The organism is Streptomyces sp. NPDC048185, assembly GCF_043202495.1.
Classification (GTDB): Bacteria; Actinomycetota; Actinomycetes; order Streptomycetales; family Streptomycetaceae; genus Streptomyces.
This window is the reverse complement of sequence record NZ_JBIDAN010000002.1, coordinates 31,891-46,503: the sequence shown is the minus strand read 5'-3', so window position 1 is coordinate 46,503 and position 14,613 is coordinate 31,891. Positions and strand designations below refer to the sequence as shown.

General features: G+C 73.7%; 15 protein-coding genes. 1 reads left to right on the top strand and 14 read right to left on the bottom strand.

Features of this window, described 5'->3' with window-relative positions:
- Nucleotides 1–26: 26 nt before the first annotated feature.
- A complete protein-coding gene (locus ACGF3H_RS06110; RefSeq protein ID WP_362499775.1) occupies nt 27–908 on the top strand; it encodes a YegS/Rv2252/BmrU family lipid kinase in 882 nt (293 codons plus the stop codon).
- 54 nt (nt 909–962) lie between these two features.
- Here ACGF3H_RS06110 and ACGF3H_RS06105 read toward each other — a convergent pair whose 3' ends face one another.
- From ACGF3H_RS06105 to ACGF3H_RS06040, 14 genes are all read right to left on the bottom strand, one after another.
- Nucleotides 963–3,242: a catalase gene (locus ACGF3H_RS06105; RefSeq protein ID WP_362499774.1), complete on the bottom strand. Its 2,280-nt coding sequence runs from the start codon at nt 3,240–3,242 to the stop codon at nt 963–965.
- A 419-nt stretch (nt 3,243–3,661) separates the two neighbouring features.
- Nucleotides 3,662–5,551 carry a DUF2264 domain-containing protein gene (locus tag ACGF3H_RS06100; protein ID WP_362499773.1) on the bottom strand — a complete coding sequence of 630 codons (1,890 nt, stop codon included), beginning with the start codon at nt 5,549–5,551 and terminating at the stop codon, nt 3,662–3,664.
- Nucleotides 5,548–6,528, bottom strand: a complete 981-nt coding sequence (locus tag ACGF3H_RS06095; protein WP_393588684.1) for a hydroxyacid dehydrogenase — start codon at nt 6,526–6,528, stop codon at nt 5,548–5,550. Before ACGF3H_RS06095 ends, ACGF3H_RS06100 begins: the two co-directional genes overlap by 4 nt.
- A 56-nt stretch (nt 6,529–6,584) precedes the next feature.
- On the bottom strand, nt 6,585–7,448 hold the full coding sequence (locus ACGF3H_RS06090; RefSeq protein WP_362499771.1) for a carbohydrate ABC transporter permease: 864 nt from the start codon (nt 7,446–7,448) through the stop codon (nt 6,585–6,587).
- Nucleotides 7,445–8,434 carry a sugar ABC transporter permease gene (locus ACGF3H_RS06085; protein WP_362499770.1) on the bottom strand — a complete coding sequence of 330 codons (990 nt, stop codon included), beginning with the start codon at nt 8,432–8,434 and terminating at the stop codon, nt 7,445–7,447. The genes ACGF3H_RS06090 and ACGF3H_RS06085 overlap by 4 nt, the downstream gene beginning before the upstream one ends.
- Before the next feature lie 26 nt (nt 8,435–8,460).
- Nucleotides 8,461–9,792: a sugar ABC transporter substrate-binding protein gene (locus ACGF3H_RS06080; protein ID WP_362499769.1), complete on the bottom strand. Its 1,332-nt coding sequence runs from the start codon at nt 9,790–9,792 to the stop codon at nt 8,461–8,463.
- Between the two features lie 116 nt (nt 9,793–9,908).
- Nucleotides 9,909–11,006: a substrate-binding domain-containing protein gene (locus ACGF3H_RS06075; protein WP_362499768.1), complete on the bottom strand. Its 1,098-nt coding sequence runs from the start codon at nt 11,004–11,006 to the stop codon at nt 9,909–9,911.
- 90 nt (nt 11,007–11,096) lie between these two features.
- Complete coding sequence (locus ACGF3H_RS06070) at nt 11,097–11,390, bottom strand: gas vesicle protein K (protein ID WP_362499767.1); 294 nt, start codon at nt 11,388–11,390, stop codon at nt 11,097–11,099.
- Nucleotides 11,387–11,596 carry a gas vesicle protein gene (locus tag ACGF3H_RS06065; protein ID WP_055421623.1) on the bottom strand — a complete coding sequence of 70 codons (210 nt, stop codon included), beginning with the start codon at nt 11,594–11,596 and terminating at the stop codon, nt 11,387–11,389. The genes ACGF3H_RS06070 and ACGF3H_RS06065 overlap by 4 nt, the downstream gene beginning before the upstream one ends.
- A 35-nt stretch (nt 11,597–11,631) precedes the next feature.
- Nucleotides 11,632–12,489 carry a GvpL/GvpF family gas vesicle protein gene (locus ACGF3H_RS06060; RefSeq protein ID WP_362499766.1) on the bottom strand — a complete coding sequence of 286 codons (858 nt, stop codon included), beginning with the start codon at nt 12,487–12,489 and terminating at the stop codon, nt 11,632–11,634.
- Entirely contained in the window at nt 12,486–12,830 is a 345-nt protein-coding gene (locus tag ACGF3H_RS06055) for a gas vesicle protein (protein ID WP_362499765.1), read from the bottom strand. Before ACGF3H_RS06055 ends, ACGF3H_RS06060 begins: the two co-directional genes overlap by 4 nt.
- Before the next feature lie 18 nt (nt 12,831–12,848).
- Nucleotides 12,849–13,739 (bottom strand): SRPBCC family protein, encoded by an 891-nt coding sequence (locus tag ACGF3H_RS06050; protein WP_362499764.1) that lies wholly within the window; start codon nt 13,737–13,739, stop codon nt 12,849–12,851.
- Nucleotides 13,736–14,335 (bottom strand): hypothetical protein, encoded by a 600-nt coding sequence (locus tag ACGF3H_RS06045; protein WP_362499763.1) that lies wholly within the window; start codon nt 14,333–14,335, stop codon nt 13,736–13,738. Before ACGF3H_RS06045 ends, ACGF3H_RS06050 begins: the two co-directional genes overlap by 4 nt.
- Nucleotides 14,332–14,610: a gas vesicle protein GvpG gene (locus ACGF3H_RS06040; RefSeq protein ID WP_362499762.1), complete on the bottom strand. Its 279-nt coding sequence runs from the start codon at nt 14,608–14,610 to the stop codon at nt 14,332–14,334. Before ACGF3H_RS06040 ends, ACGF3H_RS06045 begins: the two co-directional genes overlap by 4 nt.
- Nucleotides 14,611–14,613 lie beyond the last annotated feature (3 nt).

Genomic DNA, 14,613 nt, shown 5'->3' with positions numbered 1-14,613 from the left:
CCACCCGTCAGCCCGGAGGCACATCGATGCGACAGTTCACCGCCGTCGTCAACCCCACCGCGGGCGGCGCCACCTCGGCCGCCGCCCTGCTCGGGGTGGCGCGGCTGCTGCGGGAGGCCGGCGCCGAACTGGAGACCGAGTACAGCCGCAGCCTCGCGCACGCCCGGGACGTCGCCCGTGAGGCCGGACAGCGGGGCCGGGTCGTGCTCGCCGTCGGCGGGGACGGGATGGCCGGCGGGATCGGCGGCGCCCTCAGCGGCACCGGCGCCGTACTCGGCCTCGTCCCGGCGGGCCGGGGCAACGACTTCGCCCGCGCGCTGCGCCTGCCCACCGAGCCCGAAGCGCTCGCCGGGCTGCTGCTGCGCGGTGAGCCGCGCCCCGTCGACACCATCGAGGTCACCTCCGCCGTCCACGACCGCACCGTCGTGCTCGGCAGTGTCTACGCGGGGGTCGACGCGCTCGCCAACCGCCACGCCAACCACGCGCGCCTGCTGCGCGGCACCGCCTCCTACTACGCGGGCGCCCTGCGCGCGATCACCACCTGGCGCCCGCCGCGCTACCGGGTCACCGTCGACGGAGAGGAGCACACCTTCACCGGCTACACCGTGGTGGCCGCCAACTCCGGCTACTACGGCTCCGACCGCCTCATCGCCCCCGCCGCCCGGGTGGACGACGGCCTGCTGGAGGTGGTGATGATCCACCACGCCCCGCGGCGGCTCTTCTTCGCCCTGATGAACGAACTCGCCTCCGGCGCCCACGTCCACCGCCCCCAGGTGCACGTCCTGCGCGGCAAGGAGATCCGGATCGAGGCCGACCGGGCCGTGCCCTACGGCGCCGACGGCGAGGTGGAGGCCGTCGTCCCCGTCACGGCCAGGGTGCTGCCCGGAGCGCTGCGCGTCCTGCGCTGACCATGCCGGAGGGCCGGCCGCCGACACCGGCGGCCGGCCCTCCGGGCGTACGGGTCAGCCCCGGGGAGTGGTGAAGCGTTCCCACACCCGGTGGGTGCCCAGCAGCCGCGTGACCTGCTCCAGCGCGGCGGTGCCGGACTCGGCGACGACCACGCCCGCGGCGTCGGCGGGCACGCCCGACGCGTCGAGGGCGGCCTCGCCGCCGGCCCAGACACCGATCGCCTTGCCGTGCCGGAACGCCTCCGACAGCAGCAGGCTCACCCGCGGGTCGATCGACCCCGGCCCGGTGGGCGCCGGCGCCGCCTTGTAGTCCCGCGGCGTGTACGCGTCGCCGCCCATCGCGGGCGTCCCCGCCACCAGGACGGCGTCGAACTCCACGGACCGCGCGGTGACGTAGCTGCGCTGGACGGTCACCGCCGCATCGCCCGAGCCGAGCGTGCCGCCCGTCGGCGCCACGACCAGCGGCACCATCCCGGCGCTCAGCACCGCCTCCCGCACGGCCGTCACACCCTCCAGGTCGGCCCCGCTGGTCACGATGCCGACGACGCGGCCCTCGGTCGGCCAGGTCCCGCCGACCTGGGACAGCGCCGGGCTGGGCTCGACGTCGGCCAGGGGCACCGTCGGCTCGGGGGCGGGCAGGCCGAGGCCCTCGGCGACGCCCGCGCACAGCTCGGGGTCGATGTTGGCCAGGACCTGGAGCGTGCGCTCCCTGATGGCCTGCTCGTAGCACTTGCCGAGCTCGAAGGTGTAGGCGCCGATGATGTGCTCGCGCTCCACCGGGCTCATGCTCAGCCAGAACCGGCGCGGCTGGCTGAAGTGGTCCGCGAACGACTCCGGCGCCTGGCGCACCTTCGACGCCTCCGGGATCCGGACCGGCGCCTCGATGTACGCGCTCATGTCCGCGCCGGCGGTGAACGGGCATCCGCCGTCCAGGGAGTTGGGACGGTAGGGCGCCACACCCCGGTGCACCGCCGTCTGGTGCATGCCGTCGCGCAGCATGTCGTTGACCGGCGCCTGCGGCCGGTTGATCGGCAGCTGCGGGAAGTTGGGGCCGCCCAGACGCGTGATCTGCGTGTCCAGGTAGGAGAAGAGCCGTCCGGCGAGCAGGGGGTCGTCGGTGATGTCGATGCCCGGCACCAGATGACCGACGTGGAAGGCGACCTGCTCCGTCTCGGCGAAGAAGTTGGACGGATTGCGGTTGAGGGTCAGCAGCCCGACCGGCTGCACCGGGGCGAGCTCCTCGGGCACGAGGTTCGTCGGGTCGAGCAGGTCGATGCCCTCGAAGGTCTGCTCCGGGGTGTCGGGGAAGGTCTGGATGCCCAGCTCCCACTGCGGGTACGCGCCGGCCTCGATGGCGTCGGCGAGGTCGCGGCGGTGGAAGTCGGGGTCGACGCCGTTGATGATCTGCGCCTCGTCCCACACCAGGGAGTGCACACCCAGCTTGGGCTTCCAGTGGAACTTCACCAGCGTCGTGGCGCCCTCGGCGTTGACCAGCCGGAAGGTGTGGACGCCGAAGCCCTCCATCATCCGGTAGGAGCGCGGGATGCCGCGGTCGCCCATGAAGAAGATGGTGTGGTGGGTCGCCTCGGTGTGCAGCGAGACGAAGTCCCAGAACGTGTCGTGCGCGCTCTGCGCCTGCGGGATCTCCCGGTCGGGGTGCGGCTTCGCCGCGTGCACGACGTCCGGGAACTTGATGCCGTCCTGGATGAAGAAGACCGGGATGTTGTTGCCGACGAGGTCGAAGACGCCCTCGCTGGTGTAGAACTTCGTCGCGAAGCCGCGGGTGTCCCGCACGGTGTCCGCGGAGCCGCGGGAGCCGACCACCGTGGAGAACCGCGTGAACACCGGCGTCTCCACGTCGGCGGCGAGGAAGCCCGCCTTGGTCACCGAGGCCGCGGTGCCGTAGCTCTGGAAGACACCGTGCGCGCCCGCGCCCCGGGCGTGGACCACGCGCTCCGGGATGCGCTCGTGGTCGAAGTGCATGACCTTCTCGCGCAGATGGTGGTCCTGCAGCAGCACCGGCCCGCGCGGCCCGGCCTTCAGCGAGTGGTCCGTGTCGTACAGCCGCGTGCCCTGTGCGTTCGTCAGATAGCTCCCGGACTGGGCGACCCGGGCCTGGTCGGCACCGGTCGGCTGTCCGGTCGGCGACACCGTGGCCGGGCCGCTCTGGTCCGGCTTCGGGGGCAGCGGCTCACGGGGAGTGGTGGGCTCGGCGAGCGGCGGCGACTCGGGGCCGGGCTTGCCGGGCACCCCGTCCGCCGGGCCGCCGCCCTCTCCCTGCAGGCTCTCGGTGACCTTGTGGGCTACCCGCTTGAGGGGGTTGGCCTCGCTCATCAGCCTTTTCTCCGTTCTGGGCTGGCCGCTTCACGCGACCGGTCGTCTTCGAGTAGCGACTGCCGTGGTGGGCCGTGACCGCGTACCCAGCCACCGGGACTCAAGGCATGCGTGATTGCGGCGGGAGGCGGGGACTTGGTCCGCGAGGACGGCGACCGCCCCGACACCCTCGACGCGCGTCGTCGCCGCCACCCGTTCCGGACGGTGCGCGGCTCGCGCCCCGGCGGGCTCCGCCGGGGCGGCGCAGGGCACGGACCCGGCCGGGCCCGGCGCGCGACGCCTTGCGCATGGGGACTCCTTCTCGCCGGTGGCCGTACCAGCGTCACCGGCCCGGGGACGGCGCGCCACCGGGGGCGTGCGCACGAGGGAGGCCCCCGGCCGGCCAGTGCCGGTCGGGGGCCTCCCTCGTGCGCCCGTGATCAGCCGTGCGTGACCCGCACCGGCTCGAACGAGACGCGCGTGCGCGCGCCGCCGTCCGCCCAGACCACCTCGACACCGGTGCCGTCGGTCACGACCTCCGTGACGGCGTCCGCCAGTGGCCCGGGGCCCGGTTCACCGGTGAGCGCGGCCAGGCAGACGTGCAGCGAGGTGCCGCCCGCGTCGCCGGACAGCCGGGGCATCTCCGCCCACGGCGCGTAGGCGGTGCCCTGCGGGGCGCGGACCGTCTCCGGCTCGGGACTCCAGCCGTGCAGGCCGTGCAACGCCGAGACCAGCGGCTCGTCGGGGCCGGTGGCCCACCCGGTGAGCGTGAGACGGGCACCGGCCGGGGCACCGGTCACCCGGTGCACCCGCAGCTCGTGGGGCCCCCGGGCCACGGTCACGCTCTCCACCCGCAGCCCCGGCACCATCGGCGGACCGCCGGCGAAGACCGGCCGGTGCCAGGACGCCGCCCAGCCCCAGTCGTCGCCGTGCCCCGCGCCGAGCGGATGGATCCGACGGCGCACACTGCGCCTCCCCTTCACCTCCACCGACAGGTGGTTGTCCGCGACGTTGCCCGGTGCCGTCGGGCCGGTGCGGGTCGAGTACGCCTGCCGCCCGTAGTGCGGATCGTCCTCGGCGGCCGACTCGCCCTCGTGCGGCCGGACATGGTCGCTGCCGTGGTTGTGCAGCCGCACGATCCCGTCGCCGCGGGTCGACTGCACCAGCAGCCCGGGCGCGGGCAGGGCCAGCACCCGGTCGGCCCGCTCCACCGGCGCGGGCTCTTCGGTGGCCGTCCACAGCGGATGACCGGCGGGCGCGAGGAGCGACACGAACGCCTTGGACGCCCAGTACGGGGACGCCGGGCCGGAGTACGGCTGCAGCGTCGCCTCGTGCGGCCCGTGCCAGCCCAGGCTGAGCAGCCCGTCGTCGGTCAGCGACCCGCGTTCCAGGAAGTACCGCAGGCTGCCGCTGACCAGCCGTCGCGAGGTGCCCGGCGAGAGCGGCGTGTGCCCGGTCAGCGCGCCGAGGCCCACCGCCGAGGAGGCGGCGAAGCGGTACGCCAGCGAGCGGCCGAAGTGCAGCGGCGCCCCGTCCGCCCCGAACATCGACGCGAACCCGTCGAGGTGCGCGCGCAACCGGTCGCCGTACCGCTCGGCGAGGCCGCCGTCGCCGCCCAGACGGGCGTCGAGCACCGGGTACAGGTGCAGCGCCCAGCCGTTGTAGTGGTCGAAGGCGCGCCCGTCGCCGTCGGCGTACCAGCCCTCGCCCCGGTACCAGCCCTCCATCAGCTCCAGCGCCCGCTGCCGGGCCGCGGCCGTCTCGGCGTCGCCGCGGCCCACCGACTCCAGGAACCCGGCGACCGTGTACGGGAACAGGTACCAGTTGTTCGGCGCCGGGACGTGGCGCAGCGCCCCGCGCAGCCACTCCTCCACCCGGTCCTGCACCCCGGCGTCGAGGTTCTTCCACAGCCACGGCGCGGTCAGCCTCAGTCCGAGCGCCACCGACGCCGACTCGACCATCGGCTGGCCCTGCACCTCGTGGTCGAGGATCAGCGGCCAGGACTCGGTGTCGTCGCGGCCGGGCGTGCGGGTGCCCGAGGCCAGACCGCGCGCGTAGCGGTCCAGCCAGCCGTGCGGATCGTCGCCGTCCGCTCCCGCGACCCGGAAGGCCGCCGCGAGGAACGTCCGCGCGAAGCCCTCCAGTCCGTCGGAGCGCACGCCCGAGCGTGAGGGGCGCCCCGGCAGGTCGAGGAGGGCGCAGCCGGGCGTGCTCCAGCGCCACGCCGCCCACAGCAGCCCGTCCGCGACGGCCTCCCAGTGGGCCCGGGTGTACCCGGTGAAGGGGCTCAGCGCACGGTCCTCGGTGGGCAGTTCGAACGGGATGCTCATGCCAGGAACGCCAGCCTTTCGCGTCGTACGGGGTGGAGGAAGCCGGCACCGGACGCCCAGCGGGCGGTCTCGGCGAGGGCGAGATCGGCCAGGCGGCGCCACTCGTTGCCCTCGGAACCGGCGAGGTGAGGGGTGATCAGGGCGTTCTCGCAGTCCCACAGCGGGTGGTCCGGCGGCAGCACCTCGGGGTCGGTGACGTCCAGCACGGCCCGGATCCGCCCCGCGAGGACGGCGTCGGTGAGCGCCTCCTGGTCGAGGACCGCGCCGCGCGAGGTGTTGATCAGCACGCCCCCGGCCGGCATCGAGTCGATGAGCGCCCGGCCGACCAGGCCGCGGGTCTCGGGCAGGAGCGGTGTGTGCACGCTGACGGTGTCGCAGCGCGCGAACAGCTCCGGCAGCCCGACGCGTTCGACGCCGAGCGCGGCGGCGTCCGCGTCGCTGACGTACGGGTCGTGCAGCAGGACCTCGACGTCGTGCGGGCGCAGCAGCTCGACGACCCGGCGGCCGATCAGCGAGGCCGACAGGATGCCGACCGTGCGGCGGTAGTTGCCGACGCCGCGCGGGGTGCGCAGCCAGTTGCCGCGGGTGCGGGACAGCCGGTAGTCGCGGGCCCGTTCCAGCACCCGCTTGCCGGTCAGCAGGATCATGCCGAGGGTGTACTCGGCCACCGGCACGGCGTTGGCCGCGGCGGCCGAGGAGACCTCGATCCCGCGCTCCCAGCACGCGTCGGTGACGTGACCGCGGACGCTGCCCGCCGTGTGCACCACGGCCCGCAGCCGCGGCGCCGCCCGCAGCACCCCGGCGTCCAGCGGCGGACAGCCCCAGCCGGTGATCAGCAGGTCGGCGTCGGCCAGCAGCGACCTGGCGCGCGGTGTGGACAGGTCGTCCAGCACGGGCGGCGGGGCGAGGTCGCAGATCCGGCGGAAGGCGCCGAGCGACTCGGGATCGAGGACGGCCTCGGCGGCGTCCGGGGACATGGCCACGACGGCCCGGGGCCGGGATCCGCGGCCGGCGGTGTCGGGGGCGTGCGCGGTCACTTGACGGCTCCGGCGGTCAGCCCGCTCCGCCAGAAGCGCTGGAGCAGGACGAAGGCGAGGATGAGCGGCAGTACGGCCAGCAGCGAGCCCATGATGACCACCGGGTAGTACTCCGGCGAGACGGACGCCGAACTGTTCCACTGGTACAGGCCGAGGCTGACGGGATACAGGTCCTGGTCGGACAGCATCACCATGGGCAGGAAGAAGTTGTTCCAGATCGCGGTGAGCTGGAAGAGGAAGACGGTGATCAGCCCGGGGCCGAGCATCCGCAGCGCCACGCGCACATAGGTGGTCAGCTCGCCCGCCCCGTCCACGCGTGCCGCCTCCAGCACCTCGTCGGGAACGTAGCCCCGGCTGAAGATGCGGCCGAGGTAGACGCCGAACGGGTTGAACAGCACCGGGATGAAGACCGCCCAGAACGTGTTGACCAGACCGGCCGCGGACGCCATCAGGTACAGCGGCAGCGCGAGGACGGTCTGCGGCACCATGACGGCCGCCAGCACCAGGCCGAACAGCTTCTCCTTGTGCCGGAAGCGGTACTTGTCGAAGGCGTAGCCGCAGGCCACGCTCAGCAGCGCGCCCAGCGCGGCGCCGAGGACCGCGTACAGCAGGCTGTTGAGGTACCAGCGGCCGTACAGCCCGCCGTCCATGGCGAACAGGTCCCGGAAGTTGCGCAGGAAGGAGAAGTCGCTCAGGGACAGCAGGTCGCTGCTGAACAGCGCGTCCCGGCTCTTGGAGGCGGCGAGGACCAGCCACAGCACGGGCAGCAGCGTGTAGAGGACGGAGACCGCGACGACCACGTTGACCGTCGTACGGCCCAGCAGCCCCGGGCGGAGCAGAGAGCTGTCGGTGGCGCTCATCGGGCCTCCTCGGCGGAGTCGGCGCGGCTGGTGAAGCGGGTGACGCCGTAGGACAGGGCGATGGTGCAGACGAGCAGGACGACCGAGGCGGCCGCCGCCAGGCTGTAGTTGTTGCGGGTGAACGCCGCGTCGTAGATGTACATGCTCGGCGAGAACCGGGAGCTGATCATGGGGGAGGACTGGCTGAGCAGCATGGGCTCGGTGAAGAGCTGGAGCGCCCAGATGAGGGTGAAGATGGCGACCATGACGATCGAGGCGCGGACCAGCGGCGTCTTCACCTGGAGCGCCGTGCACACCGGCCCGGCGCCGTCGACCACCGACGCCTCGATCACCTCGCGGGGCACGGCCTGCAGGGCGGCGTAGAAGACCACCATGTTGTAGCCGAGGTTGCTCCACAGCGCGATGTTGACGATGGACGGGATCACCGTGTGGACGCCGAGGAAGTCGATCGTGATGTCGGCGCGGGCGAACAGGTCGATCACCGGGCTGATGCCCGGGGTGTACAGGTACAGCCAGATCAGGGCCGCGATGATGCCCGGCACGGCGTGCGGCAGGAACAGGCCGAGCTGGGCGAAGGCGCGCAGCCGCACCACCCCCGAGTCGAGCAGCAGGGCGAGGGCGAGGGCGCCGACGACCATGAGGGGGATGTAGACCAGGCAGTACAGGGCGACCGTGCCGAGCCCGCCGAGGAAGGTGGGGTCGGTCAGGACGGCCGCGTAGCTGCGCAGGCCGACGAAGACGGTGCGCTCGGGACCGAAGCCGAGGCCGGGCTGGTCGTCGCTGAAGAAGCTGAGGTAGACGGCCGTGCCGACGGGGATCAGGAAGACGGTGACCAGCAGGGCGAAGAAGGGCGTCATGAGGACGCCGCACGCGGTCAGCCGGCGGCGTCCGGCCGCCCGGCGGGCGCGCAGGCCCGCGGCGGAGGACTCCGGTCCGGTGGCGCGTGCGGTGCCGGCCGGCACCCGGGGTTGAGTGGTCGTGGTCATGGGGGTGTCACCTGCCTTTCGTCGGCTCAGGTGCTGCGCTGGGTGGTGGACAGGCCGAGGGCCTTGAGGTCGGGCATGGTGCCCTCCTGTGCCGTGCGCAGGGACTCGACCAGGGAGCCCTGGCCGGCGCCGACCCGGGCGAAGGAGTCCTGCATGACCTTCTGGGTGGCGCTCATCCGCGGACCCCACAGCCAGCCGTCGCCGATCTTCCGGGCCTCCTGCTCGAACAGGCCGTAGATGTCCTGGCCGCCGTAGTAGGACCGGTCGAAGGCCTCGCGCCCCACCGTCACCAGACCGGGCGCGGCCGGGTACTGGCTGCTGGTGCCGCTGGACAGGCGGGCGCGCAGGGCGTCCGGGTGGGAGACCTGCCACTCGATGAACTCCATGGCGGCCTCGGGATGGCGGCTGTCCTTGGTGACGGCGAAGGTGGAGCCGCCGTGCATGCCGACGGAGGGCCCGGCGGTGTCCCACTGCGGCAGGGGGGCGATCCGCCACTGCCCCTTCTGGCCGGGCCGCGCGTTCATCTGGGCGCCCGCGTCCCAGGCGCCGCTGAGCCGGGTGAGGACCAGCCCGTTGCCGATCTGCGCGTCGGACTGCCTGCTCTCCACGGCGTTCATGAAGACGTCGTCCCGGTCGATGAGCCGCTGCCAGTAGTCCGCCACCCGCCGGGAGGGCGCGTCGGCGAGGGAGACGTTCCAGGCGCCGTCGGAGGTGTCGAACCACCGGGCGCCCGCCTGCCAGGCGTACCCCGCGAACTGGGTCATCCCGTCGGTGGGGAACAGCACCAGCCGCCGCCCGGGTGCCGCGCGGTGCACGGTGGCGGCCTGCTCCGCGAACTCGTCCCAGGTGCGCGCCGGCCGGAGCCCGTAGCGGTCGAAGAGGTCGGCGCGGTAGTGCATCACCATGGGCTCGACGTCCAGCGGCACGCTGAACACCCGGCCCTCGAAGGTGGTCTGGCCGAGCGCCTGCGACAGCAGCTTGCGGCGGAGTCCGTCGCCGACCAGGTCGGTGATGTCGCGGGCGACTCCGTCGATGGCGTACCCCGGCACCTGCGGATACTCGATGGTGGCGACGTCCGGCGCATTGCCGGCCCGGGCGGCGTTGCTCAGCTTCGCGTAGCCGCCCTGCCCGCCGGAGGGGATCTGCTGGAACTCCACCTGGACGGTGCGGTGCGTGCGGTTGAAGGCGTCGACCACTTCCTGACTGCCGCGCAGGGCGGACCAGAAGGTGATGCGCGTGGTGGTGCCCGTGCGGGCCGACGAGGCGCCGTTTCCCCCCTGGCAGGCGCTTGCGGCTCCTGTCAGGGGTACGGCGGCCAACGCGGCGAGCACGGAGCGACGACTGGGTCGTCCGGGCATGGCGGCTCCCACGGCTCCTGCGTGCCCGCGGCTGGGGCACGGCTGTTGGGGACACGGGAATCCTGGACCGGGCCGCCATAAACGGTCAATAGATCGATCAGAAGAAAATAAAACGTTCAAACGCTCATTGTGTCGACCGCTCGGAGCGTCGAACCGCGCACCATCAGCCGCGGCAGCAGCTCGACGCGCCGTGCGGGCCGTCCGCCGGGCCCCCGCAGCCGCTCCAGAAGCAGCTCGGCGGCCACCCGGCCGACCTCGGCCCGGGGCGGGGACACGGCCGTCAGCGGCGGCGTGGCGAGCCCGGCCACCACGTCGTCGTAGGCCACGACCGAACAGTCCTCCGGCACCCGCACCGCCTCGTCCGGCAGCCGCTGCACGATCATCAGCGCGTCCACGTCGCCGTGCAGCACGACCGCCGTCGCCCCCGTCCCGCGCAGCAGCACCGGCAGCTCTGCCGTCTCCTCCGCCGAGTACGGCCCCTCCGGCCCCGCACCGGGAGCGCTCAGCGCCCACGCCCAGTGCTCCACCAGCGGATGCGCCCCGGCGATCTCCGCGAACGCGGCCCGCAGGGTGCGCGCCGTCGGACTGTCGTCCCGGGTCGCGAACACGATGCGCCGGTGACCGAGCCCCACCAGGTGCTCCACGGCCAGGTGCGCGCCGTACCAGTGGTCCGAGCACACCGAGTCCAGCACGTGCGGTGCGCTGCCGCGCCGCGGCCGCCGCTCCATCAGCACCGTCGGCACGTCCAGGCCCGCCAGCCACCCGTGGTCGGCCTCCTCGGCGGCCAGGCTGCCCCACCGGGGCGCGAGCAGCAGCCCCCGGGCGCCGTCCTCCAGGGCCCGTTCGACCAGCGGGCGTTCGGCCCCGGTGGCCTGGGGCGCGATGTGCAGCGCGAGGCGCACGCCCGCCTCCTCCAGCACCGTGCGGGCGCCGTGCAGCGTCTCGGTCAGGTACGAGTGCCGCTCGGGCACGACCACGGCCACCCGGTCGCCGTCGGCGAGGTCGCGGGCCGGCACCTCGGGGGCGGGCAGCGTCGAGCGGACGACACCGTGCCCGCGGCGCAGCCTGCCCTCCCGCGTCAGCTCCTCCACGTCGCGGCGGACCGTCACCACCGAGACCTGCAACTCGTCGGCGAGGTCGCGCACCCGCGCGGTACCGCGCGCCTGGACCGCCGCCAGGATCCGCTGGCGCCTGAGATCGACCGGCTCCCGCATCTGGACTCCCCACCCGCAGATGTTCGTTTGAGCGATTCTGCGCCATCATAACGATCGCTCGTGCCGGGTGTGTGCGCCTTGGGGTACGGGCTACGGCTCCGGGTCCGCGAGCAGCCGGCCCAGCGGGCCCAGGTCGAGGTTGAGGTCGCCGCGGCCGAGGCCGTGCTGCGCGCACAGCTCGTCCATGCGCCGGTCCAGCAGCATGAGCGCGGTGCCCAGCCGGTCCTCCTGCTCCGCACTCAGCGTGCCCTCGTCGAAGCGCCGCACGGCCTGGCGTTCCATGAGCTGCCGCAGCAGCTCGACGACGGTCAGCACCAGCGCGGCCAGGTCGTTGGTGACGCGCTCGGGGTCCAGGTCGAGGGCGTGTGCCCGGGGCGCGGTCACAGCGGCCCGCTGTCCGGCCACGGGGCGGGCACGCGTTCGTTCACCGACGACAGCAGGGCGTGCAGCGAGATCCGCACCAGAGGAACGTCGGCGATGGCCAGCACCAGGTCCCCGCTGACGACGACGCCGGTCGCCAGCACGCGGTCCAGGAGGTCGACCAGGGGCACCCCGACCGGCGCGTACGGCTCGGGCCCGCCCCAGGGCACGGGCGCCGGGCCCGGCGCCCGGGGATCCGCGACGGTCACGGGCGAACCTCCTGTTCCGTGTGTCGCCGGAGGGCCGTCCGGTCCGGTGCCTGGTCGTCCAGGCGGGCGAAGGAGTACGGGATCCACGGGCCCGAGGCGCCGATCTCGACGGCGGGGTACGGACGGTCCGCGGTCAGCGCGGCCAGCGCCCGGGCGAAGGCGGGGCCCAGCGCGTCGTCCACGAGGTAGGCGCAGTTGAGCAGCTGCGGGGAGCGCCGGCCCGTCAGCCGTTCGTTCTGCGGGCGGTGCCGGGTGGCCGCGACGGCGTACCGCCGCAGGCGCGCGTCGACGGCCTCCGCCTCCGCCAGGGCCTTCGCGTGCGAGTCCTGCCGGTCGCGCTGCCGGGCACTGGCCCGGCTGAGGTAGGCACGTCCGTCCGCGGCGGTGCCGGCCCCGCTCCGGGAGGCGGCCTGCGGCGCGGGCTCGGCGGCGTGCACCTTCACCGCCCATTCCGTACGGCCCCGCAGCCGGTCGAGGAGCGCGCCCAGTTCCACCGCACGGGAGGCGACCGCCCGCCGCGCGCTCCGGTCGCCGCGGTAGAGGGTCGCCAGCGGCAGCGGGACGACGGACCGGCCCCGGCCGCCGGCGGCCTCGACGCCCCGGTGGTGGGCGCGGGCGCACCGTTCCAGGTCGTCGGGCCGGCCCAGCCGCTCCGCCAGTGCCGCGTCGTCGAACAGCTCCGCGGGCACGTCCTGGACGACCAGGCACAGGCCGTCCGTGTGCAGCACGCGCAGCGGGCCACCCTCCTCGTGCCCGGTCGTCGCGGCCAGTGCGGCGGCGTCCGGCGGAGTGCGGGTGACGGCGAACGCGCAGACGAGGGAGGGGGCCGCGGGGCCGGCCGGACGCCCGTTCACCGGACGGCTCCCGTCGTCTCCTCGACCGCCTCCACCAGTTCGGCGAGCTGGGAACGCAACCGCGCGTTCTCCTCGGCGAGTTCGTCCCGAGCGGCCCGGGACGACAGTGCCGGGTCGGTCTCCCACCAGTCGATGCCCGCCTTCTTCGCGGTGTCCACCGAGGCGATGAACAGGCGCAGGCGGATGGTGAGCAGCTCGATGTCGAGCAGGTCGATCTTGATGTCGCCGGCGATCACGATGCCCTTGTCGAGGACCCGTTCGAGCAGGTCGGCGAGGCTGCCGGCGGCGGGGGCACAGGGCTGCGTCTCCCACTCCGGGTAACCGTGGTCGAGGTCTGTCACTGCGTACTCCCCGGGCGGTCAGCGACGCGGGCGCGCTCGGTCGGCATCGTCGTCATCGTCGGGTTCGTCCCCGTACTCGTCCTCGTCCTCGTCGCCGTCCTCGTCCTCCTCCTCGTCGTCGTACGCGTCCTCGGCCTCGTCCTCGTCGTACTCGTCGCCGGTGTCCTCGTCCCCGCCGTCCTCGGCGTTTTCGTCCTCCAGCGCCTCCTCGTGGCTCCGGACGACCTCGCTGTCGCGGATCTCACCGCGCCAGCCCTCCACCTCCTCGGCGTCCACGAGGGTCACGTGCCGGGCGAAGTGCTTCAGGTCCAGCCGCAGCCGGCGCCCCTGGGCGCGCCAGAGGTTGCCGGTCTTCTCGAAGAAGCCCGACGGGTAGTACTCGACGACCACGACGACCCGGGTCAGCCGGGGTGCCAGCTCGTGGAAGCTGACCACACCGCGTGTGCTGCCCTTGGCCCCCTCGGAGGTCCAGACGATCCGCTCGTCGGGGACCTGCTCCTGCACGGTCGCCTTCCAACTGCGGCTTGAGGGGCCGACCTTGACGTTCCAGTCGGAGGTGACCTCGTCGGAGGGACTGACGCTGCGCACGCCCTTGGTGAAGGAGCTGAAGTCCTGGAGCTGGGTCCACTGGTCGTAGACGGTGCGCAGGGGAACGCCGATGTCGACGGTCTCCACGATGTTCGTCGCCTTGACGCTGCCGCGGGACCCGCCCCGCTTCTTCTTCGAGCCGCCCCCGTCCGAGTCCTTGCCGCCGTTCGCGGAGTCGGTCAGACGGTCGGTCAGGCCGCCGATCCGCTCACCCGCCTTGCCCGCGACGCTGTTCCCGGCGGCGGAGAGATAGCCGCCGAGAGCGTCCTTGACGTCGCTCAGGGGGGACGACCCGCCGTCCCCCTTGCCACCGGGGCTCATCCGCGGCCACCTCCCCGCGGGCGTCCCGACGGTACGGCCTTCTTCGCGGCGGCCTTCTTGGCGGCGGCCTTCTTCGCCGGTGGCTTTCCGCCGGGCGCGGCCTTGCGCGGGGAGGCCTTGCGCGCCGCCTTCCTCGGCGGCGCGGGCTCGCGGTCCTCCTCGCGCTCCTCGTCGTCGAAGTAGCCGGCCTCGTCCGCCGCGTCGTCGTAGTCGTCGTGGTCGTCGTGGTCGTCGTCGTACTCGTCGTACCGGTCGTCGGGTTCCGCCCCGTCGTCCCGCCGGCCCGCGCCGTCGAGTGCGTGGGTGCGGTCGCGGAGGGTATCGGCGAAGCCGGTGAGCCTGCGGTTCGCCGCGGCGGTGACGGCCGTGCGTCCGGCGGTCAGCAGCTCACCGCGCACCTGGTCCGTCAGCTCCTGGAACTGGGGTGTCAGCTGGAGCCTGCCCAGCTGCTGGGACAGCATCTGGCCCGGGGAGAGCCCCAGGCGCCGCCCCGCCAGGTAGGAACCGACCGCGAAGGCCAGTTTGGCCTTCTTCGTGCGGCCGAGGAGATATCCGCCCGCCATGGCCGCCGCCAGGGCCGCCTTGCTGTCGTTCATACGTACCTTCCGTGCGCTGGATCCGAGGTGGTGGTGCGGCCGGTGGGCCGGACCGGGCGGTCGAGGAGGGCGAGCAGGCGCTCCTCCTCCCGTTCGAAGACCGCCTCGTCGACGTCGCCCTCGTCCAGGGCCCGGTTGAGGGCGGCCAGACGGGCGTGGACAGCGCGCGGGTCGTGGACCTGGCGCCGGGCCTCCTGGAGCAGGTGGTCGGCGATCCAGGCCGTGCCCCGCACCGGGGCCAGGGGCAGCAGCAGGAGACCGCTCACGATGCCCACCGC

Coding starts and splice junctions, on each gene's coding strand:
- ACGF3H_RS06080 (WP_362499769.1), bottom strand. CDS start 9,792: ATGCCCGGACGACCCAGTCGTCGCTCCGTGCTCGCCGCGTTGGCCGCC.
- ACGF3H_RS06090 (WP_362499771.1), bottom strand. CDS start 7,448: ATGAGCGCCACCGACAGCTCTCTGCTCCGCCCGGGGCTGCTGGGCCGT.
- ACGF3H_RS06045 (WP_362499763.1), bottom strand. CDS start 14,335: ATGAACGACAGCAAGGCGGCCCTGGCGGCGGCCATGGCGGGCGGATAT.
- ACGF3H_RS06100 (WP_362499773.1), bottom strand. CDS start 5,551: ATGAGCATCCCGTTCGAACTGCCCACCGAGGACCGTGCGCTGAGCCCC.
- ACGF3H_RS06095 (WP_393588684.1), bottom strand. CDS start 6,528: ATGTCCCCGGACGCCGCCGAGGCCGTCCTCGATCCCGAGTCGCTCGGC.
- ACGF3H_RS06110 (WP_362499775.1), top strand. CDS start 27: ATGCGACAGTTCACCGCCGTCGTCAACCCCACCGCGGGCGGCGCCACC.
- ACGF3H_RS06050 (WP_362499764.1), bottom strand. CDS start 13,739: ATGAGCCCCGGTGGCAAGGGGGACGGCGGGTCGTCCCCCCTGAGCGAC.
- ACGF3H_RS06085 (WP_362499770.1), bottom strand. CDS start 8,434: ATGACCACGACCACTCAACCCCGGGTGCCGGCCGGCACCGCACGCGCC.
- ACGF3H_RS06105 (WP_362499774.1), bottom strand. CDS start 3,242: ATGAGCGAGGCCAACCCCCTCAAGCGGGTAGCCCACAAGGTCACCGAG.
- ACGF3H_RS06075 (WP_362499768.1), bottom strand. CDS start 11,006: ATGCGGGAGCCGGTCGATCTCAGGCGCCAGCGGATCCTGGCGGCGGTC.